At 39.5% G+C, this 25,352-nt stretch carries 24 protein-coding genes; 5 read left to right on the forward strand and 19 right to left on the reverse strand.

Annotated elements, in window-relative coordinates; translation table 11 throughout:
- Nucleotides 1-4: 4 nt before the first annotated feature.
- The 14 genes from ND855_RS12555 to ND855_RS12620 form a co-directional block, all read right to left on the reverse strand.
- On the reverse strand, nucleotides 5-2,128 hold the full coding sequence (locus ND855_RS12555; protein WP_265358609.1) for a GAF domain-containing protein: 2,124 nt from the start codon (nucleotides 2,126-2,128) through the stop codon (nucleotides 5-7).
- 1 nt (nucleotide 2,129) lies between these two features.
- The gene (locus ND855_RS12560; RefSeq protein WP_265358610.1) at nucleotides 2,130-4,445 is read right to left on the reverse strand and encodes a hypothetical protein; all 2,316 of its coding nucleotides are present in this window, start codon (nucleotides 4,443-4,445) and stop codon (nucleotides 2,130-2,132) included.
- A 9-nt stretch (nucleotides 4,446-4,454) separates the two neighbouring features.
- A complete protein-coding gene (locus ND855_RS12565; protein ID WP_265358611.1) occupies nucleotides 4,455-4,751 on the reverse strand; it encodes a polysaccharide biosynthesis/export family protein in 297 nt (98 codons plus the stop codon).
- A 47-nt stretch (nucleotides 4,752-4,798) separates the two neighbouring features.
- Nucleotides 4,799-5,179, reverse strand: a complete 381-nt coding sequence (gene atpC, locus ND855_RS12570; RefSeq protein WP_135593863.1) for an ATP synthase F1 subunit epsilon — start codon at nucleotides 5,177-5,179, stop codon at nucleotides 4,799-4,801.
- A 5-nt stretch (nucleotides 5,180-5,184) separates the two neighbouring features.
- Complete coding sequence (gene atpD / locus ND855_RS12575; RefSeq protein WP_135687766.1) at nucleotides 5,185-6,591, reverse strand: F0F1 ATP synthase subunit beta; 1,407 nt, start codon at nucleotides 6,589-6,591, stop codon at nucleotides 5,185-5,187.
- Nucleotides 6,592-6,612: 21 nt separating this feature from the next.
- Entirely contained in the window at nucleotides 6,613-7,482 is an 870-nt protein-coding gene (gene atpG / locus ND855_RS12580) for an ATP synthase F1 subunit gamma (protein WP_265358612.1), read from the reverse strand.
- A gap of 11 nt (nucleotides 7,483-7,493) precedes the next feature.
- A complete protein-coding gene (gene atpA / locus ND855_RS12585; RefSeq protein ID WP_100726263.1) occupies nucleotides 7,494-9,008 on the reverse strand; it encodes a F0F1 ATP synthase subunit alpha in 1,515 nt (504 codons plus the stop codon).
- Nucleotides 9,005-9,568 carry an ATP synthase F1 subunit delta gene (atpH, locus tag ND855_RS12590; protein ID WP_265358613.1) on the reverse strand — a complete coding sequence of 188 codons (564 nt, stop codon included), beginning with the start codon at nucleotides 9,566-9,568 and terminating at the stop codon, nucleotides 9,005-9,007. The genes atpA and atpH overlap by 4 nt, the downstream gene beginning before the upstream one ends.
- Entirely contained in the window at nucleotides 9,565-10,089 is a 525-nt protein-coding gene (locus ND855_RS12595; protein WP_015677608.1) for a F0F1 ATP synthase subunit B, read from the reverse strand. The genes atpH and ND855_RS12595 overlap by 4 nt, the downstream gene beginning before the upstream one ends.
- Before the next feature lie 2 nt (nucleotides 10,090-10,091).
- A complete protein-coding gene (atpE, locus tag ND855_RS12600; protein ID WP_002975055.1) occupies nucleotides 10,092-10,376 on the reverse strand; it encodes an ATP synthase F0 subunit C in 285 nt (94 codons plus the stop codon).
- A gap of 48 nt (nucleotides 10,377-10,424) precedes the next feature.
- Nucleotides 10,425-11,504, reverse strand: coding sequence for a F0F1 ATP synthase subunit A (gene atpB, locus ND855_RS12605; protein ID WP_407658753.1), 1,080 nt, complete (start codon nucleotides 11,502-11,504; stop codon nucleotides 10,425-10,427).
- Nucleotides 11,473-11,853, reverse strand: coding sequence for a hypothetical protein (locus tag ND855_RS12610; protein ID WP_265358615.1), 381 nt, complete (start codon nucleotides 11,851-11,853; stop codon nucleotides 11,473-11,475). The genes atpB and ND855_RS12610 overlap by 32 nt, the downstream gene beginning before the upstream one ends.
- Before the next feature lie 383 nt (nucleotides 11,854-12,236).
- Nucleotides 12,237-12,683 (reverse strand): MarR family winged helix-turn-helix transcriptional regulator, encoded by a 447-nt coding sequence (locus ND855_RS12615; RefSeq protein ID WP_265358616.1) that lies wholly within the window; start codon nucleotides 12,681-12,683, stop codon nucleotides 12,237-12,239.
- Nucleotides 12,670-13,155: a glutathione peroxidase gene (locus ND855_RS12620; RefSeq protein WP_100718416.1), complete on the reverse strand. Its 486-nt coding sequence runs from the start codon at nucleotides 13,153-13,155 to the stop codon at nucleotides 12,670-12,672. Before ND855_RS12620 ends, ND855_RS12615 begins: the two co-directional genes overlap by 14 nt.
- 392 nt (nucleotides 13,156-13,547) lie before the next feature.
- On the opposite strand from ND855_RS12620, the gene ND855_RS12625 reads away from it, so the two are divergent.
- Both ND855_RS12625 and ND855_RS12630 read left to right on the forward strand, forming a co-directional pair.
- Nucleotides 13,548-14,771 (forward strand): ammonium transporter, encoded by a 1,224-nt coding sequence (locus ND855_RS12625; protein ID WP_265359400.1) that lies wholly within the window; start codon nucleotides 13,548-13,550, stop codon nucleotides 14,769-14,771.
- 5 nt (nucleotides 14,772-14,776) lie between these two features.
- A complete protein-coding gene (locus ND855_RS12630) occupies nucleotides 14,777-15,124 on the forward strand; it encodes a P-II family nitrogen regulator (RefSeq protein ID WP_002975072.1) in 348 nt (115 codons plus the stop codon).
- A 51-nt stretch (nucleotides 15,125-15,175) separates the two neighbouring features.
- Here the strand turns inward: ND855_RS12630 and ilvB are convergent, their stop codons facing one another.
- The 3 genes from ilvB to lepB all read right to left on the reverse strand — a co-directional run bounded on the left by ilvB (nucleotide 15,176) and on the right by lepB (nucleotide 18,425).
- Complete coding sequence (ilvB, locus tag ND855_RS12635; protein ID WP_265358617.1) at nucleotides 15,176-16,906, reverse strand: biosynthetic-type acetolactate synthase large subunit; 1,731 nt, start codon at nucleotides 16,904-16,906, stop codon at nucleotides 15,176-15,178.
- A 257-nt stretch (nucleotides 16,907-17,163) separates the two neighbouring features.
- Nucleotides 17,164-17,391, reverse strand: coding sequence for an AtpZ/AtpI family protein (locus tag ND855_RS12640; RefSeq protein WP_265358618.1), 228 nt, complete (start codon nucleotides 17,389-17,391; stop codon nucleotides 17,164-17,166).
- A complete protein-coding gene (lepB, locus tag ND855_RS12645) occupies nucleotides 17,388-18,425 on the reverse strand; it encodes a signal peptidase I (RefSeq protein ID WP_100718413.1) in 1,038 nt (345 codons plus the stop codon). The genes ND855_RS12640 and lepB overlap by 4 nt, the downstream gene beginning before the upstream one ends.
- A gap of 111 nt (nucleotides 18,426-18,536) precedes the next feature.
- On the opposite strand from lepB, the gene ND855_RS12650 reads away from it, so the two are divergent.
- Both ND855_RS12650 and ND855_RS12655 read left to right on the forward strand, forming a co-directional pair.
- Nucleotides 18,537-19,328: an aldolase gene (locus ND855_RS12650; RefSeq protein WP_265358619.1), complete on the forward strand. Its 792-nt coding sequence runs from the start codon at nucleotides 18,537-18,539 to the stop codon at nucleotides 19,326-19,328.
- A gap of 174 nt (nucleotides 19,329-19,502) precedes the next feature.
- Nucleotides 19,503-21,068: a DUF2079 domain-containing protein gene (locus ND855_RS12655; protein ID WP_322113540.1), complete on the forward strand. Its 1,566-nt coding sequence runs from the start codon at nucleotides 19,503-19,505 to the stop codon at nucleotides 21,066-21,068.
- Nucleotides 21,069-21,192: 124 nt separating this feature from the next.
- Here ND855_RS12655 and ND855_RS12660 read toward each other — a convergent pair whose 3' ends face one another.
- Both ND855_RS12660 and ND855_RS12665 read right to left on the reverse strand, forming a co-directional pair.
- The gene (locus ND855_RS12660; RefSeq protein ID WP_265358621.1) at nucleotides 21,193-22,215 is read right to left on the reverse strand and encodes an MBL fold metallo-hydrolase; all 1,023 of its coding nucleotides are present in this window, start codon (nucleotides 22,213-22,215) and stop codon (nucleotides 21,193-21,195) included.
- Between the two features lie 9 nt (nucleotides 22,216-22,224).
- Complete coding sequence (locus tag ND855_RS12665; protein WP_265358622.1) at nucleotides 22,225-23,403, reverse strand: MaoC family dehydratase; 1,179 nt, start codon at nucleotides 23,401-23,403, stop codon at nucleotides 22,225-22,227.
- A 338-nt stretch (nucleotides 23,404-23,741) separates the two neighbouring features.
- Between ND855_RS12665 and ND855_RS12670 the strand changes: the two genes are divergently transcribed.
- Nucleotides 23,742-25,346, forward strand: coding sequence for an NADP-dependent glyceraldehyde-3-phosphate dehydrogenase (locus tag ND855_RS12670; protein ID WP_265358623.1), 1,605 nt, complete (start codon nucleotides 23,742-23,744; stop codon nucleotides 25,344-25,346).
- Nucleotides 25,347-25,352 lie beyond the last annotated feature (6 nt).

Consider the following 25,352-nt stretch of genomic DNA (forward strand, 5'->3'; position numbering starts at 1 on the left):
TAAATTAAGCTTCTTCTACCATTTCCAAAAATTGGTTTTTGTCTTTGGTATCATGAGGGTATGCTAAGGTCAAAACTCGGTAACTTGCTCGGAAATTTCCGATGATTGTTTCTTCTTTTTTAGCAAAGGAAGATTTGATCTTTTTAATTACCACATCTGTTTCTTCTTTGTCTTTCCCATGCAGAACTAAAACAAATTTCCCTTGTCCTACCCTTGTGAAGAAATCCAGTTCACTAATATGGTCCATCATCGTTTTTCGTAAAGTATCTGCGTATCTAGCAAATGTTCCTGTTCCAACCAAATGGATCATTCTAGAAACATTTTGAATTTTAAATAGCGAAACAGTAAAAGAAGCCTTAAGGCTAGAAGCTTTTTCCATCTCAGCAAGGATACGAGATTCTAAAGGATTAAATGGATTACGGAATAATGCTTCCTTTTCTTGCAGAATGAGTAAGTTAGCAAAAACGGGAGCTGATGTTTCAAGCATAGAAACTGCAACATCACGAGTTGTGTCAGTCCAAGCAGATCCAGTAGAGTGAATGATGACCATTCCAACTAACCAATTCAAGTTGATGATTGGAAGAATTGTAAATTCACTCATGATTCCCAATTCGTCATTTGTAAAAATTGATTTGAGTTCGGCATCTTCTCGAAAATTTTCAAGTTTGTAAACTCCTGATACATTAGATACCATACCAACAATATCAGAGTCCTTACTGAGTCTGAAATCTTTTGTCCTTTCAGGCAAAATAAAATTCGATCCAAAAACTATATAGTCAGATCTTGTTTCGGAATCAAGAACCAAGAAAGAGAATTGTTTAACACCCAATTTGTTTTTAATGTTATCGATTAAAAAATCATAAGCTTCGTCCATTTTGCGCACTTTCGAAAAATCACGCGCAAATTGAAGAACTGATTCATTGATTTCTATCACTTCTTTTGCATGTACTAAATCATCATTAATCGATTCAAATTCGGATACCCTCTCAAATACTGAACCTGCAATATCACCTACAATTTTCGCAAATTCTAAATCATCTGTGATATATTCTTCACCATTAATGAGTTTTCCAAGCGATAATACTCCGAAACATTTTTCACCATGTCGAATTGGAACAAGAATCTCTGAACCCATCTCATTTAATAAGTTTAATTCTCGATTTGGTAATCTTGAAGATTTAAATTCGCCTGCATAAATAACAGTTTCAGAGTCAGAAATCCTCGCATAAATTTCATCACCAGGAGAGAGATACCAAGCATCTTTTGAAGTGATCCCTTGTGCAGCGACAGCTTCCCATTTTGTATTTTTAGGATTTGTTGATGTTAAGATGACAACGGAGTGACAACCTACTTGTCCAATTAAACTATAAACCAAGTTATCAAAAAAATCTGAAAATTCTTTTGAAGAAGCAATTTCTTTTGTGATCTCGAAGATTGCTTGGTAATTCTCAATTCGTTTTTTGGAAGCCAAATGATATGCCATTGGTGCCGTTCCAAAATCAGATTCATCATCGAATAATACTTCTTCACCGATGGGTGCTGGATCTTCTTTTGCTGGTCGTAATGGTTGTTTTGCGGCTTCTTTTTTTGCCTCATTTTCCCATTCATCAAAAAGATTTACTTCGGGTAGAGGTGCATCGGCTTCATTTAAATCATCGTGATAATCACGATCAATCAAATCGTCACCTAACTCAGGTTCTTCTTCAGAATCTGAATCTGAGGCAACTGGTTCATATGGATTTGATTCTTCATGTAATGAATCCAATTCATCTTCTAAATTTGAAATTGGATTTTCTTTCCAATCCTCGTGACTTTCACTTAAATCGCCAAAGTCTGAATCTGTAAGTTCAGGAATATCACTTAAGTCAAATTCTTCTTCCCCATCTGGACTTGGTAAATCACCAATTTCAGTCGCAAGTGAATCTGAGATTGCTTCATCTAACCAATCTGAGTCGGTGTCAGAAACAGGTATGGATTCGGTAATATTTTGGCCAGGGGAAGGATCTTCATCCCGAAAATGTTCCGCTTTTTTTAGTAAGGATGGAGTGTCTTTTTTTGCAGATGGAGTTTGGGATACTTTTGTTTCCGATGTTTTTTTAATCTCTTCGGCACGATCAAGAAGTCCCACTTTATAACTCCAGTTCTTTCATCATTTTTTTGTATAACTCAAAGTATTGAGACTTAGAGAATTCTCGAATGACTTCATCTGGAAGATTGCCAAGTAAGTTATCAAGATAACTGAGAACTTTTTTACGATCACCAACTGATAGATGGTCACCACCTGCTTCCGCAAATGCATCTTCTGATTCTTTGTTGGTTGCAGGAGCTGATACGTCAGATTTACGTAATTCTTCCAGTGGAGAAAGTTTTCCCTCCATTGCATACTCATCTAAATCAACTTCAAATTCTTCCGAATCATCTGAAGCAAGAGTAGGAGTTCTTATTTCGTGGGAAAGATCATGAGTTAGGTCAAAACTATCATCGATTGTAACATCTGAGGATAAATCACCAAAATCAGATTCTCCTTCATGTTCCACCAAGTCGATGTCTTCCATCGGCTCTAAGTCAAATTCAGAAGTGGATATTTCTTCTGTTGGTTCTAAATTGAAATCAGCAATCGGTTCTTCATCAATCTGTTCAGAAAGAGTAAACTCTTCTTCTTCAGGTAAATTGGCAATGTCTTCCAATCCTTCCCCTGGAAGTTCTTCACCTAAAATTGCATCTAAACTTTCTGGTGAAAGTGTGACATCTTCTTGTTCAATTTCTGCTTCAAGATCAGGCATTCCACCATGTTCCGAGGAATCATCTTCTTCTTCGGTTGCGGTAATGTTCTCTAACTCTTCCATTGAAAGTGCAATGGATTCGTCTTCTTCCTCTTCAGCCAATAGGTCAGATTTTGGTGTTAAGTCTTCTTCGTATGGAAGTGGTGCGCGGTCTAAACTATCTACTAATTCTTCATCTGAAACTTCTTCAGCTTCGGCTGCAATGGAATCTAGTTCTTCTAAAGAAAGTGCAATTGGTCCTTCCTCTTCTTCCTCTGAAGAAGATTCAAATCCTTCCATTTCACCTTCCAATCCTTCTGTAGGTTCGGAAACATCAGATTCAGGTTCACCAAAATCAAATCCAAAATCATCACCTAGATCTGTATCCAATTCATGATGTTCTTCTTCAGTTTCATCTTCTTCAATTGGATCATTGGCGATAATACTACCAAGTTCGTCTGCACTTAGCGTGATGGATTCATCTTCAATTTCTTCACTGAGCAGATCAGAACTTGTATCGTCCATACCATCGGCGCTCACTTCACCAGAGATATTTTCCAATTCTTCTAAAGAAAGAGTAAGTGGACCTTCCTCCTCTTCTTCTGAAGTGGTTTCATCATCGGTAGCAGGCTCAAACTCACCACCTAACAGATCAAAACTACTATCTTCATCTGTAAAACTTGGTAAATCTTCGTGATCATCAGTAGCTAAAAACTCTTCTTCGGAAGCTAATGTTTCTTCTAAACTTGCTTCGCCACCAGCACCGAGTATGCTGCCTAGCTCTTCATCTGAAAGTGTAAGATTTTCATCTTCTTTGTTATGGCCGAATAATTCTTCTTCTTCTGGGTCAACTAATGATGTGAAACTAGTTTCTTCGTCTCCACCGGGTCCCAAATCATCTTGAGGGACAAAGGTTTCTTCATTGTCGTAGTCTGTTAAATCAAATTGTGGTTTGCCTTCTTCGTCAAAAGCAAGTGTTGTATCTATCTCTGAATCATCTAAATCAAGATCTAAATCAGAATGTTCATCAATGAGTGTATTTTCTGCGTCAAAATTGTCTTGGAAATTTTGATCACGATTTGGTAATCCAGAATGTTCTTCTTCTGGTAGAGAACCTGTGATGTTTTCCAATTCTTCTAATGAAAGAGATATTGGACCATCTTCTTCTTCGTCAGGTGATGTAGATTGTTTTTTGGAAGTTAAAATTCCATCTTCACCATTTAAAATAGATTCAATCTCTTTATCGAGATCAATTAAATCATCATCAAATTCTAATTCTAAATCTTCATCATCCAAATCAATGGATTGTTTGTTTTGTGAATTTGTTGGCTGTTTAGGATGATGGTCTTTTTCGGATTCTTCTTCGTAATCTGAAAAATCTGCATGTATGTCTTCATCATGCAAAATTGGATCTTCTTCCCCTAGTAAATTTAAGTCAGAGTCTAAATCAATATCAAGTATATCATCATAATCATCTGATGAAGCAACTAAATCAGAAATTGATTCATCTTCATCGTCAAAAGCGGAAATGTCATCTAAGTTTGGTGCTTCAATTCCTGGTGATACATCTAAATCATCTTCACCAATATCAAAATCATCCAAATCTAATGAAAACGAGTCTTCATCGAGTATAGGTTCGATGTTTTCTAGATCTTCGTTTTGATTCTGTTCTTGATCCGCCATTCGCCTCGATTACCGTTTTCCCAATTTTAGTATCTGGCCATCCTCTAACGGTTGTTCCAAGATACTGTCCTCCAGTTTGATTTGCGCCCCTGGTAATGTTCCACCAGCGATCCCAATTAAATCGTTTCCATTAGAACCGGCATCAAGTGTATAAATTCCGGGGTTCACTACGGGTCCCTCAATTTTAACACGGATTGGTGCTTCCGAATAGATTCTTTTTCGCAAATCAGGGTTTTCCTTTAAGATCACCAATCCAGACAATATTACAATCAAGAATACCATTCGTCTGAGCCAGATTGGATTCAAAGGAAATCCCCCTCTGGTTTATTTTCGGCAAGAAGGGGGGAAAAAAATTAACGTTCGTGCAGTAAAATGCGAACTTTTGCTTTCTTTAGGAGATTTTCTTTCTCTTTCGAGGTTGGGAGAGATTCTGCTTCTTGTAAGAGCTCGATGGCGTGGTCATGAGTCAAATCGTCTTCAGAATCCCCACCTTCCGTGAGCACTCGGATTTGGTCATTTCTCACTTCACAAAATCCACCATCAATGGCGATTCGGAATTCTTTTCCTGCTGTATGCAACTTAATGAGGCCAAAATCGAGTTGTGACACAAGAGTTGCATGCCCAGGGAGAATTCCAAAATAACCCACTGAACCTGGCAGAATCACTGATTCTGCCTTGCCTTGGTAAAGGATTTTGTCCGGCGAGATGACTGTTAAAGTCAGTTCTTTACTCATCCGAATTAACCTTTGAGTTGTTTCGCCGCTTCGATCACTTCGTCAATCGATCCGACCATGTAGAATGCTTGTTCTGGAAGAGAGTCATACTTTCCTTCAATGATTCCTTTGAAGGAACGGATTGTGTCTTCTAACTTCACATACTTACCAGGTCGACCAGTGAACTGTTCTGCCACGTGGAATGGTTGGGAGAGGAATTTCTCCAAACGACGAGCTCGAGCCACAAGGATTTTGTCATCCTCAGAAAGTTCGTCCATACCAAGGATCGCAATGATATCTTGAAGGTCTTTATATCTTTGAAGGATTCTTTGTACTTCACGTGCCGTGTTATAATGTTCTTCCCCTACGATTTGTGGGTTCATAATTCGTGATGTGGAATCGAGTGGATCCACAGCAGGGTAAATCCCTTTTTCAGAAATCGCACGAGAAAGAACTGTAGTTGCATCTAAGTGCGTAAACGCTGTTGCAGGAGCCGGGTCAGTTAAGTCGTCGGCAGGAACGTAGATCGCTTGCACAGAAGTAATGGAACCTCTTGTTGTGGAAGTGATTCGTTCTTGTAGTCCCCCCATCTCAGTGGAAAGAGTTGGTTGGTAACCTACCGCAGATGGCATACGACCAAGAAGGGCCGATACTTCAGAACCTGCTTGGGAGAAACGGAAGATATTATCTACGAATAGAAGGATATCAGATCCAGATTCGTCACGGAAGTTTTCTGCCATTGTCAAGGCAGAAAGAGCCACACGAAGACGTGCACCTGGTGGTTCGTTCATCTGACCAAAACAAAGAACTGTTTTGTCGATTACACCAGAGTCTTTCATTTCATGCCAAAGGTCGTTTCCTTCACGAGTTCTTTCACCCACACCAGCGAACACAGAGTAACCACCGTGTTGTTTTGCGATGTTATTGATAAGCTCTTGGATAAGAACCGTTTTACCTACCCCAGCACCACCGAAGAGTCCTGTTTTTCCCCCTTTAATATAAGGAGCGAGAAGGTCGATTACCTTAATCCCTGTTTCAAAGATCTCAGTTTTAGGTTTAATTTCTTCATAAGAAGGTGCATTTCTATGGATTGGACGAGTTTGAACGTCTTTTGGAAGATCACCCATTTCATCGATGACTTCTCCAAGCACGTTAAAGATACGACCTAAAGTTTTTGTTCCCACTGGAACAGAAATCGGAGCACCAGTATCCACTACTTCCAATCCACGTTTTAAACCGTCTGTCGATTGAAGGGAGATCGCACGAACTGTATTGTCTCCAATGTGTTGTTGCACTTCTGCAGTGATGGTAACATCTTTGCCGTTAACTTTTGATTTAATCTCTACGGCATTGTAGATCTCAGGCATATTGCCGGAATCAAAACTGATGTCCAAAACCGAACCGATGATTTGTTTAATTTTACCTTTATTCATATATACTCCGAAAGACCTTTGTTAGGAGATGGCTTCCGCTCCCCCTACGATTTCTGAAATTTCCTGCGTAATTTTTGCCTGACGAACTCGGTTGTATCCACGTGTCAGAAGTTTGATCATCTCACCAGCGGCATCTGTAGCTGCTTTCATTGCAACTCTACGTGCAATGTGTTCGGAAGCAACAGACTCCAATATGATTTTTACAAATGTAGTTTTAATCACCATTGGTAGTAAGTTTTCTAAGATGGTTTTTGGATCTGGTTCATATAATACTTCTGGACCAGACGAACCTTTTGATCCCGTTTCTTCCATTTGGAGCGGAAGAACGGAAGTTATCTCAGGCTTTTGAGTTGCTGCTGAATAATAATGAGTGGAAATGATTTCAACAGAGTCCACCGATTCGTTGGCAAAACGTTCCATAAAATAAGAAGCAAGGTCATTCGCTTCTTTACTTCCGGCTTTGTCATCGATGTTGGTGTATGAAGTTACCAATTCAACTTTAGCAAATTTAAAGAAAGAGATCGCCTTTTTCCCTGCAGCATGGACTTCTACTTCCACACCTTTTGCCTTCAACTCTTCGATACGGTTTTTGACCATACGAAGGAGATTGGAGTTAAAACCACCGCATAACCCACGGTTTGCGGCGATAGCAAGGATAGCGACCTTACGGATTTTATCCGGCTTCCTTAAGTAAGGGCTGTGAATGATCCCTGCAAGGCTAGACAAAGAAGATACTAACTCACGTGTTAAGTCAGCGTATGGTTTCGCCGCATTTACTTTGTTAGTGGCTTTTTTTGCCTTAGCCGTGGAGACCATCTCCATGGTTCGAGTGATTTTTCTCGTATTTTTAACCGAGTTAATCCTCTTTTTTATCTCACGCGGTGTCGCCAAGATCTTTCCCCTTAGTTATTCTTTGCTAAAAAATGTTCTACAATCGATTTGATTGTTTTTTGCAGAGCTGCTTCTTGTTTTACTTCTTTTGCAGTTCTGATTTCTTCCAAAATTTCTGCGTGTTGCTCTCTCATTGTTTTCAAAAGAAAGGCTTCGAATTCTCTTACTTTTGCAGTAGGAATTGTATCCATGAATCCTTTTGTTACAGCGAAGATGGAAATCACTTGTTCTTCTACCGGAGTTGGTGAGTTATTTGGTTGTTTGAGAATTTCAAGAACTCGGTAACCACGATCAAGCTGAGCTTGTGTCACTGGATCAAGTTCTGTTCCTAACTGTGCAAACGCTTCTAAGTCACGGAACTGAGCCAAATCTGACTTGAGTGTTCCCGCTACTTTTTTCATCGCTTTGATTTGCGCAGCAGATCCAACCCGTGATACAGAAATTCCCACATCCACCGCAGGGCGAAGACCCGATGCGAAAAGGTTGGATTGGAGGTAAATCTGACCATCAGTGATGGAAATTACGTTGGTAGGAATGTATGCCGAAACTTCCCCTTCTTGTGTTTCGATGATCGGAAGTGCAGTCATTGACCCACCACCAAATTTATCATCTAGTTTCGCTGCTCTTTCAAGCAAACGAGAGTGAAGGTAGAATACGTCCCCAGGGTATGCTTCACGACCTGGTGGGCGGCGAAGTAAAAGTGACATTTGTCGGTAAGCAACGGCCTGTTTGGAAAGGTCATCATAAACAACGAGAGTTGCTTTTCCTTCTTCATACATAAAGTATTCAGCCATTGTCGCACCAGAGTAAGGCGCAATGTATAACATAGGAGCTGGTTCAGATGCGTTAGCAGATACGATGATCGTGTATTCAAGAGCACCTTTTTCGCGTAACATTTCGATGGTGGAAGCAACAGTAGATGCTTTTTGTCCAATCGCTACGTAAACGCAAATCACACCTTTCCCTTTTTGGTTGATGATGGTGTCGATTGCGATGGAAGTTTTTCCTGTTCCACGGTCACCAATGATGAGCTCTCTCTGTCCACGTCCAATTGGGATCATCGCATCAATCGCTTTGATACCTGTTTGCATTGGTTCATGAACCGATTTTCTCATCGCGATTCCAGGAGCTGGAGACTCAACTGGTCTTGTTTTTTTCGCGTTGAGTGGTCCTTTTCCATCGATCACTTCCCCAAGAGGGTTAAGCACTCGACCAAGAAGTTCTGGTCCTACTGGAACTTCGAAGATTTTTCCCACACGTTTAACTGTGAAACCTTCTTCGATTTTAATATAATCACCAAAGATAACAACCCCAACTGAATTTTCTTCTAAGTTGAAGGCTTGGCCTCGAACTCCGTTTTGGAATTCAACGAGCTCTCCTGACATTACGTTTGTGAGTCCGTAAACTCTCGCAATCCCGTCCCCGACTTCGAGAACTGTTCCGACTTCTTCAACTTGAAGGTCTTTCTTGAAGTTTTTAATTTCTTGTTTTAGTACCGACGTTACTTCGTCTGTTTTAATTTTCATTCAAATGCTCCGACTGGGATTTTCTTTTGGAGGAGAGCCTCTCTTGTTCCGGCAAGTTTTGCGCGGATTGAGGCATCGATTAAAAAGTCGTCTATATAAATTTTGAATCCACCAATGAGGGTTGGATCCACTTGTTCAGTGACACGAATTTCACGTCCGAACTTGGAAGCGATGGACTTCGTGATTCGATCTACTGCTTCTTTACCTAATGATTCTTTGGAAACGATACGAAGGGAACTACGATTTTTAAGTCGGTCCACACCTGCACGGTAATCTTCCAAAATATCCTTTAAGTAAAGGAACCTGTTTTTACGAACCACAAGTGTAATGAAGTTGGCAACAAACTCTGATGCCTTCCCTTGAACTGACTTTGCGGCAGTTTGTTCTTTCTCAGAAGGATCAACTAACGGAGAAAGAAAATAATGGCGAATCGAATCATCGGAAAAGAAAACATCAACTAAACTTGATAATTCCTCTTCCGTTGACTCAAGTGAGTTAGCTTCCTGAGCTAACTCCAAAAGTGCCGTTGCGTAAACCTTTGAAATTTGGTTCAGACTCATTTTATTTTAAGTTTATCGAGTTTTGCGATCTCTTTTTCGACAAAGGAAGCATAGTCTTCCTTCTTCAATTGTTTCTCCAAGATCTCACTCGCGATGAGAACGGACATTTCCACAATTTGGTTTTGTAACTCAGACAAGGCTCTGCCTTTTGCCAATTCGATTTCTCGAACAGCATTGTCTTTGATTCCCTTTACTTCATTGTGTGCTTCTTCCGTCAATTTAGTGCGGAGAGCAACTGCATCTTTCTTAGCTTCATCGACAATTCTGTGTGCTTCTTCTGTTGCTTTGAAGAGTTGGTCTTTATATTCTTTTAAAGACTTTTCTGCTTCAACACGAAGAGATTCCGCTTTGTTGATATCACCTTGGATGCCGGAAGCACGTTCTTCGAGAGCATGAAGGATCTTGTCCCATGCAAATTTTTTAAGAACGAAGACAACAACTGAGAAAGTGACCAGGGTCCAGATGACCAGACCCGGATTGACTTTCAGCAAATTGAAGCCGGAAGCCGCGAGGAGTACCAAGACTATTGTCCTTGTTCTACTTTAGTGGCACCAGCACCAATTGTTTTGTCAATTGAGCCATTGAGTTTGAGCGCGATAAGAAGAGCGATTACCACTGCGAAAAGTGCTGCACCTTCAATCATACCTGCTGCTACGTAAAGAACGAGTTGGATCTTTCCCGCTGCTTCTGGTTGGCGGCTAATGCTTTCTGCCACTGATCCACCAATTCTACCAATACCGATTCCTGCACCAAGTAATGCAAGTCCTGCTGCGAGTCCTACTGCGATGTATCCTAAACCGAATTCCATTGTTTTCGTTTCACTCCTGTGTGTTTTATAATATAAATAAAACCAATGTTAATGTCTATGCATCACAGTTCCGATGAACACGGTTGTGAGCAGTGAGAAAATGAACGCTTGTAGAAATGCTACAAGAAGTTCTAAAAAGTAGATGAGCACTGAACTGAGAACAGATACAGGTGCAATCATCCAACTTTCACTCATAAAGATAAACCCAAGCAACGCAAGGATCATAACGTGTCCTGCTGTCATGTTGGCAAGTAACCTCATGGTTAAAGCAAATGAACGTGCGATATGAGTGACAATAAACTCTAGAACCCACATCAGTGGCCAGAGTGGGAGAGGAACTCCCTTAGGAACTGCATGAGCTACGAAGGAGATCCCTTGGTAAGTAAATGCTGTTCCGTATATCGTAAGTAAGGTGATAGATGCAAGAGAAAGAGTCACACTGATATCACCCGTTGGAGTAATCCCTGACCAGATTTCTCCGAATGTATGAAGTGAATGTGGTGTGTGTTCGAAAACGCCAAGTGCGACTAGTCCGTCAGAAGCAGCAACAGTCAACTCCCCAATCGATGGGATCAGACCAAACAAGTTACAGAATAGGATAAAGAAAAACAAAGAGAAGATGTAGTGGTAGTAAGAATGGCCGTGGTGATCCAGAGAGGAATCCACAACATTTTCTTTTAAGTAACTTACAAAAGCCTCTACTCCCGATGTGAATTTGTTATGCACTTTTTTCGGGTTTTTAGAGATGAGGTTTGCTGCCGGGATAAAGATGATGAACATAAAAAAACAAGCGATCCACATCATGGTCACTCGTTTTGTGATGTGAAGGTCGATACCACCAAGATAGTGGTATTTGATACCGTCATGGTTTACGAAAACATCATGATTTTCAGCATCAAAACCAGGTTGGCCTTCTGTAACGATTGTGCCACCAAAGTTCAATGGGAAGATAGGTGCGTCACCTAAGTGGTGCGCCATCACTTCGCTGAAATCGAAGCCCTCATCAGAGCTGTGCCCTTCCGAATCGTTTGCAAAAACATTCGTAAAACTAAGGGAAAAAACTAATAAAAATGATAAAAAAAACCGATATTTAGACTTATTTTCCACTGAAATAGCTCGCAAATACAAGGAAAAGAAGGTGGACGAAATAGGCAATTAAAAATCCAGAAGTTGCCTCAAAAGGGTACTCTAACACCTGGAAAGTTGTCAAAATGCCTAGATTTAGAAAAAACGAGAGGAATACAGTGAAAAGTGGGAAGCCACTCTCTGATAAAGCAGGGATTTTGCGTGGTAAAAATCTTAATTGTAAGATGGCCATTTGCACAGAAAAGGAAATGGCACCTCCCAGATAAAATAGAATTCGAAACCCATCTTCCACCAAACTAGCTGTTAGTGGGAGACTTAGAATGAATAAAAGAAACAGATACGTAAAATAATGAAAATGGAACCGTCTGAGATTGATTGAGTTTAGATCCATTCTTTCAGATTGTATTGGGAGGGTTTTGGGGGCAAGTCGGTTTGGAGGGGATTGGAAGGTATAGTTCCCCGCCCGTATTGAACTGGGTGGGGTTATCCACCCGCCACCCAATGGCTTCCATATATCATACGTTCGCTGGTTTGTAACGCAGGAATCGATGCTTCCAATTTTTTAATTCCAAAAAGTTCACGTTTCGTATGACAATCAAGTGTCTCCCGTGATATTGATTAGGATAAAGAACGATTTCAATTTAGAATCTATTAAATTTTCAAAGTAATTGTTTTTAATTCCAAAAACTTGAGGATTGAAGTGAGAGTAGATGGATTAATTGTCCTAACTTTCTCCTTTTACAACTCATTTTCAGTTAACTCATTCAAAATGAGTTATTTATAATCTTTACCAAACTCATCCAAAATAGTTTTTAATTGGATCGCTTGGCTTTCTTCGATTCCGGATAAACAAAAAATTTGCTCTGGAATGGATTTTGCCTTTTCACGGAGAAGTTTTCCATTTTTTGTAAGTGTCAAAATAACAACCCGCTCATCTTCTACACTTCTTGTCCTTTTTATTTGACCACTTTTTTCTAATCTTTTTAGAAGTGGAGTCAATGTGCCTGAATCCAATTGTAACCTTTCTCCAAGTTTAGTGACTGTAATTTCTTTTTCTTCCCACATAACAAGCATTACTATGTATTGCGAATAAGTTAGCCCTATGTCCGCAAGAAGCGGACGATAGAGTTTCATCAATCGATGCATAGATGAATACATCGAAAAACAAATTTGATTCTTTAACAAAAGAACCTCTTCTTTAGAGGTCTTAACCTTGGACAAGTTTCTCAATATCCTTTTCGATTGCTTCTGGTTTCGTAATGGGAGCATATCGTTTAACAACGTTTCCATTTTTATCAACTAAAAATTTTGTGAAGTTCCATTTAATATCCAAAGACCCAAAAATACCAGGAGCATTCTTCTTTAAGTGGGAATAAAGAGGATCGGTATTCGGTCCATTCACTTCAAGTTTGGAAAAGATTGGAAATGTAGTTGAGAATGTCTTCTCACAAAAAAGTTTGATCTCTGCATCAGAACCAGGCTCTTGTTCTCCAAATTGGTTACATGGGAATGCCAAAATCTCCAACCCTTTTCCTTTCCAACGATCATACGTTTCTTGTAGACCTTTGTATTGAGGAGTGAAGCCACACTGGCTTGCCGTATTCACAATTAACAATACTTTATCTTTAAATTGTTCCATCGGGATCTCTTCGGATCCTCGTTTCACTTTAATTTTGTAAAATTCTTCTGCCATTTTTTGCCCTCGCTCAGACATTAGATTGTGCACAATTTAATTTTGTTCAATCTTTTTATGTAAAATTTCGAATATTTATAAGGATTTTTTCCAATACCGCGCGAATTTAGTATCCCCGCCCTTATTTGGGTGAGGAACTAGACCCGCCTCCCAATACCATCCACTTATCACAAACCAAACCAACCGGCAAACCTGTTCACTACTTGTTCGATTTTTCTTAAAAAAAGTTCATCTTAATGAGATTTTTACTCGCTTTCATACTCCAGACATTCCAAATAATACGAATTTTATTTCGGAAATTGAATCTAGTAACTTTGGAGTTATTTATGAATTTACCACTGGTCTTAAGACCTGTATTCCTTTGTTTTCTCTTTTTTCTGCCCTCTCTCCTTATGGCAGATGCAGAAACAGCGACACCAATCCTAATCGACAAATCCGATACCACTTGGATGTTGATTTCTTCTGCATTGGTTTTCTTTATGATCCCTGGACTTTCTTTGTTTTACGGAGGAATTGTCAGATCCAAAAACGTTTTATCCACAATGATGCATAGTTTTGTTGCAATGATTGTAATGACATTACAGTGGACAATTTTTGGTTATAGTTTTGCTTTTTCGGGTGAGAATCCATATGTAGGAAATTTTGATTTAGCATTTTTGGATGGAATTAACATTGATTCTACGAAAGGCACAATTCCAACTTACGTACATTTTTTGTTCCAAGGTATGTTTGCATTGATTACGCCAGCTTTAATTTCCGGTGCAATCGCAGAAAGAATCAAACTCTCTGCATATATAGTATTTATACTCGTTTGGTCAACGTTAGTTTATGATCCAGTTGCACATTGGGTATGGGCAGATTCTGGTTGGCTATTAAAAATGAATGCCTTAGATTTTGCAGGTGGTACAGTTGTACATTTAATTTCTGGTATCGCTGGACTTTCCGCTGCAATCGTGATTGGAAAACGAAAAGGTGATGCAGGTCTACTCACCCATCCAAATAACATGACTTATACATTACTTGGCTCTGGTTTATTATGGTTTGGTTGGTTTGGTTTTAATGCTGGATCTGGCCTTGCTGTTAATGGACTTGCAGCACGTGCTTTTTTAGTAACTTTAATTGCTCCTGCAGCGGCCGGTGCAAGTTGGTTACTCATCGAATGGTACCATACAAAAAAAGCGACAGCACTTGGTGCAGCATCTGGAATTGTTGCAGGTCTAGTTGTTATTACACCGGCTTCTGGTTTTGTAGGAGTCAAAGGAGCTCTAATCATGGGTTTACTCGTTTCACCTATTTGTTATTTGGCGATCCTATTAAAAGGTAAACTAAAATATGATGATACATTAGATGCATTTGGTATCCATGGTGCTGGTGGAGCATTTGGTGCCATATTAACTGGAATTTTCGCATTAGAATTAGCAGAAGGCATGACATTCGAAAGCCAAATGATGGCTCAAATTATCAGTGTGATTGCTACAGGTTTTTATTCTTTTGTCGTCTCATACATCATTGCAGTTGTTATTGAGAAAACAATAGGATTTAGAATCGAGGAAGATAAAGAAATCACAGGTCTCGACCAAGAGATTCATGGTGAAAAAGGATATGATATAAGGTAATCTATATGAAATTAGTAATAGCAATTATACAACCACACAAATTAGAAGAAGTTAAAAACGAACTAACTAAAAACGAAATATATCGTTTAACAGTAAGTGATGTGCAAGGATATGGCCAACAAAAAGGGAAAACAGAAGTATTTCGCGGACACGAATACCAAGTGAATCTACTCAGAAAAGTTCGTTTGGAAATTGCAGTGAATGATGAATTTGTAAAACCAACGGTTGATGCGATATTAAAAGCAGCTAAAACTGGACCGGAAGGTAAAATTGGAGATGGTAAAATTTTCGTGATGCCTTTAGAAGAAGTGATTCGCATCCGAAGTGGCGAACGAGGGAATAAAGCCATCTAATTTCAATTGTAACTCCCATAGAAAAGAATCCAATTCTATGGGAGTCCTGGATTATGTTTTTACTAAATCCAAAATGTATTCTTGGTTGGACTTTCCACCTGGCACAAAAGGATACACTCCCCAATCAGATGGAATTTTGATTTCTACAAATGCAGGTCCATCATTACTTAAGAACAGTTCTAGTTCAGAATCATTTTGATCTTTTTCCCAAATCATGTAAGGAATTCCAAACGATTCACTTAACATAGCGAAGTCGGGGTGATAATGGAATTTAGAACCAGAATAAACATTTCCATAAAACAAATCTTGTTGTTGTTTCACTAACCCTAGATGTCCATTATTCATCAAAATGATTTTTACATTTAAACTTTCTTCTCTGAGTGTCGCCAACTCTTGTAAATTCATCATTATGGATCCATCACCAGTGAAACAATAAACAGTGTTATTTGGGTTCGCCAAAGATACACCTATGGAGGTTGGTAACCCAAAGCCCATTGTTCCTTGCCCACCAGAAGTGATCCAAGTATTTGGATTCGGAAATGGATAATACTGCGCTACCCACATCTGGTGTTGTCCAACATCTGTTATAACAAAATGTTCTTCGTTTGGAATGAAGGAGGCTAGGGAGTAAATTAATTCTTTCGCAGGATGGATTTCTGGATATTTTTTCCAATCCTCAATTTGTTTACCACTTAACTTCTCTATGGTTTCATCGTCTATTGCTTTGGAATTTTCAAATGGATCTAGGAATAAAGAATCAAGAATATCTGAAATATTTGATTGAAAACTCAAATTTGGTTTTCTAATTTTCCCAATCTCACTTGAGTCAATATCAATATGAATGATCTTTGCATCAGGACAAAAGGTTTCTTTGTTTCCAATCGCACGGTCATCAAAACGAACACCAATGGCGATGAGTAAATCACAAACACCCAATGCTTCATTAGCCGCAACAGTTCCATGCATTCCCATCATACCCAAAAACAAAGGATCATTTTTTTCAAAGATACCAAGTCCCATAAGAGTTGTTACCACTGGGATTTGGTAGAACTGAACTAATTCTCGTAATCGTTTGTATTCTTTTTTGGCTCCTCCTCCAATGTAAAACAAAGGGAATTTTGCTTTTGATAAATACTCTTTCCATTCATTTAAAAATGAATCTAAAGATCTCGTATGGTTGTTTTCGAATGGAATTTGGTTTTTTGTGAAAAAACTCTTAGTAAGTTCGACTTCATTCGAAAGATTTTCATTCAATTGATCCTCATTCCTTATGATCATTTTGGTTTGGATATCCTTAGGTAAATCAATCCAAACAGGACCTTTTTTCCCTTCGGATGCAAAGAAGTAAGCCTCTTCTAAAACATTTGGGATCAAATTAGGATCTCCAACAGAATAAACTTTTTTTACAATCGAGGAAACGATACGTTCTGTATCCAATTCTTGGAATGCATCGGTTCCTTTTAAGTGAGTGGGTACTTGGCCAGAAAACACTAACATGGGAACAGAATCTCGATGAGCATCAGCAACTGCTGTGATGAGATTGGCAACACCTGGGCCTGAGGAAACAAATACGGCACTCACCTCGCCTGTGCTTCTTGCCATCCCTTGTGCGATAAATCCAGCTCCCTGCTCATGCCTTGCAAGGACATGTTTCATGTTTGATTCCGCCAAACTTTCGTATAATGGCAAGATAGTGCCGCCAGGAACACCCGAAACCCATCGGATGCCCTTTGATTCTAAAAATTGAATGATATATTGACTTACTGTGATTTTTTCCCACATAACAGACTCCTCTAGTAGTTTCCCCGTCGACTTTTGCTTTCTGTCGACCGAGGAAACAAAGGGAGATTATGACAGAAAGCTAGGTATGTATGGGGAGAGGACGACGACTAGAACGAGGGTTGTGAGTACATAAGAAGGCATTCCCACTTCAAAACTGGAACTGTTTCCAATTAAGTTTGTTGATGCCATCGTTTCCATATTCTAACTCTTTTATTGATTCAATGTTAATTTAGTCAAGAATTTAATTGGTAGAGGATTCACTCATTTTCTTTGGCTCGTTTGATGAGAGAATAAAAAGCAAAGGCAAAACCCAAAAAAAATCCAACAAGTAACCAAAGTGGTTCTGATTGTAAATACCCATCTAAGTAATACCCCCCGATCACAAAAAAAACAATCGAGGATACAAATTCAAAACCTGCCCCTGCCATGGCCAAAGGAGATTTATCTCTTTTACCTGGGGGAGTTTTTTGGGGTTCGTTTGTCACTGTAGGATACGACCAATACGATCAAACCTTACACTTAGTCTCCAAAGTCGATAACGTAGTGTTCTTTCGATCCAACCAAATCGAGATTCATCACCTAAATAACGGGCATTATGTGAAGAAAACACTTCGGAGTAATGGCAACGTCTTTCAAGTGCATCACCATCATATCGTTCTGCGACTTCAGGACCTTTTTCTGCTAATTCTTGTCCATCTTTGTATTCACATGTAGCATCTTTCCAATCGATGGAAAAATAAATGATAAGAGCTTTACCTAAAATATCTTCTCGTTTCACAAACCCCCAAGCACGAGAGTCATGAGAATCATCACGGTTATCTCCCATCACCATATACTGGCCTTCTGGAATTTCACAACCATGTAAAAAATCACAATACTCAAAGATATGAGCTCTTCTATCGTCCTCAAATCCTTCTAAGATGTAATGTTCAAATCCAGGTTTGACTTCCTTAAAAAGTGCTCTTTGTGTAGCTTCCAAATTATCTAAATCGGAAAGTTCTTTTCCGATTGGAACTTCTTTTGGTTCATAGGATTTAAATTCAGTAGCACCCTTTTCTTTGTACTCAATGAGTGCAAAGTGTACTCTACCTCTGTCTTTTGTTTCGATGAATTTTCTTGTGATACGGATGGTATCACCTGGTAACCCAACAACACGTTTGACAAATCGTTTGGCAAAAATTCCAGAACGAGACTCTTCTTGTCCAAGAGCAGTTGCTGGTGGGATAAAGGTGACAATGTCTCCTCGTTTTGGGTCATCAATACGGAAGAGTTCTTTTTCTGTAAATGGCATGCGAAAGGAATAACGCATTTTATTCACAAATAAAAAGTCCCCAATTTTTAAGGTAGGGATCATCGATCCTGATGGGATATTATTTGCATCTAATATGGAGGATTTAAATGCAAAAACGAGGACAACAATGATTCCAAAGGAAATTCCAGAGGCTGCTGCCCCTTCCTTTTCTGGTTCTTTGGATTCTGGTTTTGGCGAAGACTTGAAGATAGAAGAGAATAATCCCATAGTTCGAAGCTATGGAATTGGAATTTTCTGTCAAGAAAGGGGGAAAAAAAGCGCAAAAGACTTGTACTATTTTCGGGAATCGACGATACCATACATGGAGATCTTCTGCTTATGGAAACATCAATCCGTGGATTACGTAATACCCTACTTGAGATGAAGGAAAACTATTCTTTTGTCTGTGTAAAAACGGGAACCGAAACAGAAGATATGGGAGCGGAAGAAATTGCGCTCTTAAAAACAATCACTTCAGGGATTTTACCTCTTTATGTGAAAATTGGTGGGCCAGAAGCAAGGAATGATATCCGCATTTGCCAAAGGATTGGGGTTTCAGGAATTTCTGCGCCTATGGTGGAATCTGAATATGCGTTAAAAAATTTCATCCAAACGATGAAAAACCTCCTCACTCCTTCTGAATTTGAATCTTATAACAAATCCATCAATATGGAAACCATCACAGGTTACCGCAATCTTATGGATATCTTTGATTCTCCTTCTTTCCAGGAACTAGAGCAAGTAACAGCCGCTAGATCTGACTTAAGTGCATCCATGGACAAAAAACCAGATGATAAAGAAGTGACACGTGTTGCAAAAAAAATCATCTCTGAAGCAAAAAGCCGTGGGAAAAAAACTTCGGTAGGTGGGACAATCACCAAAACTAATTTTGAACTCATTGCAAATGAGATCCAACCTGATTTCATCAATTCGAGACACATCATGGTGGATACAAAAGAAGCGATGAAAATTGGGGCAGCTGATATCGCTGAATGTATGTTAGTATTTGAAATGGACTTATTCGAATTTTTCTCAAAAACTTTCCCTGAAAAAGGATACTATTACCGTAATCGAGTTGAAATCAACAGAGAAAGAATCGGAGAAAGAAAAGTCTTGTACTTCATTCGATAAGTGGTTTATTTATTTTTTCTTTTTAGTTTAGTTACCTCCTTTCTTTTTGTTTCTCCTAAACACTTACATGCCCCCTTTCAAAAGGGGGTATCTCTTTTTTTAATCCTTCTATTCCTATACCATTATTGGAAAAGGAAAAAAGAGTTTCAGCCAGGTTGTTCTAGCCACTATGGAATGGCTTGGATAAACCAAACCAAAGTCCTTCCTTATCTGGTTGGGGTGAGCGCATTCTTTTTTCTCATTACAAGTTCTTTCCATGCCTACGAGCTCACCCAATTTTTAGCGAACTCATTTTTATTCCATGATGCTGACTACATTGGAATCTCCGATGTATTACTTTCGTTCGCAAAAGGATGCGGATATGAAAGCCATTATTATAGTGAAACCGTAAATGGTAGTTACTTAAACCACCACTTTGCGCCCGGGATGGTTTTCCTTTCAGCTTTTGTGAAGATGATTCCCAATCGTTATGGGCTTGCTGTTGGTGTATTTTTATCTTACCAACTGACAACGATATTATGGTTATATTGGGCATATCTAGTATCCCAAAAAAACAAACAATCTATCGATTTGAAGTTTTTAGTGATTTGGGTGGTTCTTACCAATCAATTGTATTTATATCGGATTGGTTCCAGCTATCATTTCGAAATCCTAGTCATTCTCTTTGGTTGTTTCTTTTTTTACCAATGGGAAAAATACAAAACTGTAGTTTTAGAAGGTGGAATCAATTTCACCAAACAATTCTTTTTGCTAGGATTATTTCTGATCTTATTCCTCTTGCAAAAAGAAGACATTGGTTTTTACCTTTGTTTGTTTTTTCTCCCGGTTTTTCTCACTTCCCTTTATCAGATTTACCACACCAATAGTGAAGATAGCTTTGTGAGAAGTGCGGTCCAACGGAAATTGTTCTCTCTCTTTGGAATTTTACTCGTAACCGTTTTGTTTTTAGGTTTTGTTTTTTTCCTTTTCCCGATCCTAAATGATTCCCATTCGATTTTTGGTTGGTCTCAAGTTTTGAGACAAGAGTATCACTCTTCCTTCAAACAAGTAACAGGTGTTTCAAAATCCATCCAAATTTATTTGGAACTTCTGATGAGCATGGGACTTGGCATTGTACAACTTGTCCCCGAACTCCTTGGCATCAGTTTGATTTACCTAACCCATGTGGTCTCCACAAGGCCATGGCACCATGAAGTGTATTCTTATTATAGTTATTCACTCCTTCCTTTTTTACTTTATAGCGGGATTTTATGGCTTAAGTCCAAAAAACAAATTTCCCTTCCGATTGTTTATCTGATCTTAGCTTGTTTGTTCTGGAAAAACTCGATGGACCAAAATTTCCCACTGGAAGCACAATCGAATCAAAAATGGTATGACCCTAAAGTGCAATCAGAAGTCACCGAAGACTTGCCACATGCAAATGGAATCTTACAATCTGAGGCGGGTAAAGTTTCAAGTAACAGAACCAATCAAGCAATAGAACAAATAGTATTTTCCCAATACAATCTTTCCTTTTTTATCAATGATCAGGTGAAACTCTATCCACTAGAAAAGTTAACCAACCATAAGGAAATATGCGATCAAATAACTCTTTGTTATGTGGTATTGGCACCAGAGTTTACAGACACGATTCTTTGGCCGAAACAACGCATTCTCGATACCTTTGTTAACTCAAAACCACTAAACCATCAGAAAATATGGCAAGGAAAACAAATAGAGGTTTGGGCACTCTCGAAGTAAAATCGGAAGTCCATCTTCCATCCGAAACTTGGGTTTCGCAGAACACACAATCTATGAAATCAAAAGAATCTAGAGAGGAAGTAGATAACCCATTTTATTCGTGTATGTTATCAATTGGAAACATTTACGAAACAATATGAAAGACTTCGTATCCATTGTCTCTTTTTTCGATACGGATTTGCCCTTCTAACACCAGTTTTTGGATGATGCTATACACAAGTCCAAGTGCTGTTGGCAAGTGACCACCATTATGCACTTTTTTCCCAATCGCCGCTTCCATTAATACTTTTAAGTCGGATTCCCCTTCTCGTAACCTACGTAACACTCCTTTCTCTAGGATACTGAGTGTTTTTTTCACAAGAGTGATTGTTTTTTTGGGATCTTCGATTTCGCTCCCATGAGCAGGTAACATTCGTTTAATGGGTTCTTCCAACAACTTAGATAGGGTAAAATAATAATCCCCTAAGTTCCCATCCATCTCCGAATAAATTGCCGTGAGATTGGCGATGATGAGGTCTCCCGAAAAGTATACCCCTGCCTTTGGATCAACGGGAGTGATATGGTATAAATTATGACCTGGTGTGTGTAAAAACCGGAATAGCTTTCCGCCTAACTCTAAACTGTCATTATGATCAATTGCCACATCTATGCGTAAAATTGGATCCCCTTTTTTGGTTTCTCCAAACTTACTAAAAAACTGACGCCAACCTTTTCTAGATTCAGCCAAAATGCGATCGAGTTCTTCTTTGTCACCAAAAGCTTTGTGGAATAAATCTTCTGTGGCTTCTTCAAAGAGTAACATTGATTCCAAATAATTCCCAACTCCATCTGCCATGGCACGGTATCCATAATAGGTTACATTTTTGGCATAGGACTTGAGAACTAAGGCTGATGATATATGATCCAGGTGGTTGTGTGTGTAGATGATATGACGGATGTCTTTGAAAGAAAATCCCTTGGTTTTTAGGGATGCTTGTAACATCGGAATGGATTCGATGTAACCTGAATCAATCAGGGTGAGTCCATCGTTTCCTTCATACAAATAGATGTTATTTGGTGCGTAAAAAGGTTGGGGCAGAACAATTTTGAAGATACCATCCCCAATGTCCTCCATCTCAGGAATTCGATTAGGGATGGTTACTTTCAAAGTTTCACCTTATGGTTGTTTTTTGATGATCAATCTTCTTTCGATTTCGAAGATTTTTTCTGGGATTTTTTCTTTTCCCAATTTCTTTTTGTCGTTCTCTTTGAGGAAAAGATCAGCACCAAATTTATCCAATGCATCATTTGCTTTGATGTTTTTAAGTCCAATAAACTGGATTTGTACTTCTCCTGCAGGGATTCCGTATTCCGTTCCTTTGTCTTCTGTTGTGAGGATTCGGGAAATACAAGTTACAGTGTCTCCAGAGAATGCAGGTTGTGTATGGTATCCTTCAGTGAAACCAAGTTCCCAAATTGCGTTTTCGGAAATATCACGAGATGCCATACCAGCTAACCAACCAAATACGAGTCCACCATACACCACTGGTTCTCCACCCATTGGGCCTGAGATTCCTGCAGAATACAATTTATCATAATGAAGTGGGTGTGTGTTTCCTACTCGGTAGGTCCATTGGTAGTGTTCGTCTGTGATCGTTCTACCATTTTGGTGCACATAAATTTGACCTGGTTTGAAGTTTTCAAAGTAAGTATGCCCCCAAGTGACATCTTTCATCTCAGTTGGGAATTTGAGATTTGGAAGTTTGAGTGCAGGAGTTTTGGACTCAGGAAAAAAAGCAGAAGCATCACCAGGTTTTGGATTTCCTTTCGGTTTTCCATTGGACTGGTAAATCATGATCTTACGTTCGTACTGTAACACCACTTCGTTTTTTTGGTTGAGGCAAAGGGTTCTCACACTTACGATTCCTGGTTTATCAGGTCCTTTGTCATCCACTGCCAAAATTTTTGTGCGAGAAGACAAGGTATCACTAGGATACACTGGCATTAAAAATTGTGCGTTGTAATAACCAAGGTTTGCAAGCGCCTTTTCACTGTTATTCTGAACACCAATGGAAAGTGCTAGGTTAAACACCATGAGTGGGTGGACAAGTAGGTCTTGGAACCCGTGTGCCTTTGCATATTCACTGGATAAGTAAAGTGGATTGGCATCCATAAACACAGTGGCAAATTCTTGGGCAAAACTTCTGTCGACTGTGAATTGGCGAGGGTGAACGTAAATATCACCGACATTGAATTCTTCGAGGTATCGTCCGTAGATGTTCTTCTTGATGTCTGAGAGAGAGGCAGGGGTTTTGGGAGCTAACTCACCAAAGGGAGACACTGATTTTTCGACCATGGGAATTCCTTTTTCGAATGGGATAGGACTAATTTTCCAAGAGAGGTCCTACAGAAAACGATTTTTCCAGCTCATCCGGTCGCTCGTTTGGCGTATTCCTCCTTCCAAGCGCTGTGCCAAAGATACCATTCTTCCCGAACCGCGCGGTACCTTGTCAAATCACTGCGCACTTCTTGCATCAGTAATTCCAATTCTTCCACTCGGCGAAAGAGGCGTAAGGTCAAAGCCTCCCACTCTTCCTGGTTCTCTGCCATCCATGGTTCCATAATTTATCTATCGGCGGATCTTTTCTGTAAAATGTTGCTTTTTTAGTCCCGCGCGCATTCGATTCATGGATCATGAGCTTTGTTTTTCCGACAGAAGATTCCATTCCCGCTGCTTACCGCATCTCACCCATCCACCAAACCAAATACCTTCACGGTGGCGAAATTCTGGAGTGGAAGGGAGAAACACAAATCGTCAAGTCTCCAATTTTTCTTAAACGGAATGGCAAATTGGAACAAGTGGTTCTCGGTTCTTACCCAAGTTTCGATGAAACACAAAGTCTAAAAGCACTCGATGCCGCAGTGAAAGCTTACGACCACGGAACAGGTGTTTGGCCCACTTCCACACCAGAGGAAAGGATTTTGGCAGTGAACCATTTTGTCTCCCTCATGAAAGAAAAACGGAACCAAATCATTTTACTTCTGATGTGGGAAATTGGCAAAACAGAAAAGGATGCCACAAAAGAATTTGATCGCACCATCGAATACTTAGAAGACACAGTCGATGCACTCCGAGAACTGGAATCCAATTCTTCTAAATACATACAAGAAAGTGGACTCATTGCCCAAATCAAACGTTCCCCTTATGGAGTGGTTTTGTGTATGGGGCCATTTAACTACCCGTTAAACGAAACTTTTTGTACCTTAATCCCTGCAATCCTTATGGGAAATACGGTTGTTTTCAAACCAGCAAAGTATGGTGTTTTACTGTTAGAACCACTCCTCGAATGTTTCCAAAAAGCCTTTCCACCTGGTGTCATCAACACTGTTTATGGTGATGGAGCCAAAGTCATTTCACCCATTATGGAATCAGGTAAAATTGATGTGTTTGCTTTTATTGGTTCGAGCCAAACCGCAAATCTCATCACAAAAAAACACCCCAAACTCAACCGCCTAAGGTCTGTTCTCGGACTCAATGCCAAAAACCCTGCAATCATACTTCCCGATACCGATTTAAAAACAATGGTTCCTGAAATTGTATCGGGATCCTTGTCATACAATGGACAAAGGTGTACGGCACTCAAAATCCTTTTTGTCCACAAAGATATCTTAGATGAGTTTACCAAATTGTATTTGGAAGAATTTTCCAAATGGAAAGCAGGGATGCCTTGGGACAAAGATATTAACTTTACTCCACTCCCTGAAGAAGGAAAAACCAAATGGCTCAAAGAACTTTTGGATGATGCAATACAACATGGGGCAAAGATCTTAAACCAAGGTGGTGGGGAAATTACAGAATCCTTTATGACTCCTGCCATCCTTTCACCAGTCTCACCTAACGCTCGTCTGTATCACGAAGAACAATTTGGACCACTTGTTCCGATTGTCCCATTTACACACATTGAAGAACCAATGGAATACATCATCAATTCGAATATGGGCCAACAAGCAAGTGTGTTTGGAGAAGACCCAAAAACGATTGGAAAACTCATTGATACCTTGGTGAACCAAGTGGCTCGTGTGAATTGGAATGCACAATGCCAACGTGGACCCGATGTGTTTCCGTTTTCAGGAAGGAAGGATTCTGCAGACGGAACCCTTTCTGTTTCCGATGCCCTACGTGTATTTTCCTTACGAACAGTGGTGAGCCTAAAGGACACGGAAAGGGGACGTAATCTTCTAGGAGAAGTACTGAAGACAAAAAGTTCCCGTTACCTCACAGAAGAATTTCACTTGTAAGTCCTT

This window comes from Leptospira paudalimensis, assembly GCF_026151345.1.
GTDB classification, from domain to species: domain Bacteria; phylum Spirochaetota; class Leptospiria; order Leptospirales; family Leptospiraceae; genus Leptospira_A; species Leptospira_A paudalimensis.

Bases quoted from the DNA above. Each gene is read 5' to 3' on its own strand.
- ND855_RS12560 (WP_265358610.1), bottom strand. From the start codon at position 4,445: ATGGCGGATCAAGAACAGAATCAAAACGAAGATCTAGAAAACATCGAA.
- atpC (WP_135593863.1), bottom strand. From the start codon at position 5,179: ATGAGTAAAGAACTGACTTTAACAGTCATCTCGCCGGACAAAATCCTT.
- atpD (WP_135687766.1), bottom strand. From the start codon at position 6,591: ATGAATAAAGGTAAAATTAAACAAATCATCGGTTCGGTTTTGGACATC.
- atpA (WP_100726263.1), bottom strand. From the start codon at position 9,008: ATGAAAATTAAAACAGACGAAGTAACGTCGGTACTAAAACAAGAAATT.
- atpH (WP_265358613.1), bottom strand. From the start codon at position 9,568: ATGAGTCTGAACCAAATTTCAAAGGTTTACGCAACGGCACTTTTGGAG.
- atpE (WP_002975055.1), bottom strand. From the start codon at position 10,376: ATGGAATTCGGTTTAGGATACATCGCAGTAGGACTCGCAGCAGGACTT.
- ND855_RS12610 (WP_265358615.1), bottom strand. From the start codon at position 11,853: ATGGATCTAAACTCAATCAATCTCAGACGGTTCCATTTTCATTATTTT.
- ND855_RS12620 (WP_100718416.1), bottom strand. From the start codon at position 13,155: ATGGCAGAAGAATTTTACAAAATTAAAGTGAAACGAGGATCCGAAGAG.
- ND855_RS12625 (WP_265359400.1), top strand. From the start codon at position 13,548: ATGGCAGATGCAGAAACAGCGACACCAATCCTAATCGACAAATCCGAT.
- ND855_RS12630 (WP_002975072.1), top strand. From the start codon at position 14,777: ATGAAATTAGTAATAGCAATTATACAACCACACAAATTAGAAGAAGTT.
- ilvB (WP_265358617.1), bottom strand. From the start codon at position 16,906: ATGTGGGAAAAAATCACAGTAAGTCAATATATCATTCAATTTTTAGAA.
- lepB (WP_100718413.1), bottom strand. From the start codon at position 18,425: ATGGGATTATTCTCTTCTATCTTCAAGTCTTCGCCAAAACCAGAATCC.
- ND855_RS12650 (WP_265358619.1), top strand. From the start codon at position 18,537: ATGGAAACATCAATCCGTGGATTACGTAATACCCTACTTGAGATGAAG.
- ND855_RS12655 (WP_322113540.1), top strand. From the start codon at position 19,503: ATGGCTTGGATAAACCAAACCAAAGTCCTTCCTTATCTGGTTGGGGTG.
- ND855_RS12665 (WP_265358622.1), bottom strand. From the start codon at position 23,403: ATGGTCGAAAAATCAGTGTCTCCCTTTGGTGAGTTAGCTCCCAAAACC.
- ND855_RS12670 (WP_265358623.1), top strand. From the start codon at position 23,742: ATGAGCTTTGTTTTTCCGACAGAAGATTCCATTCCCGCTGCTTACCGC.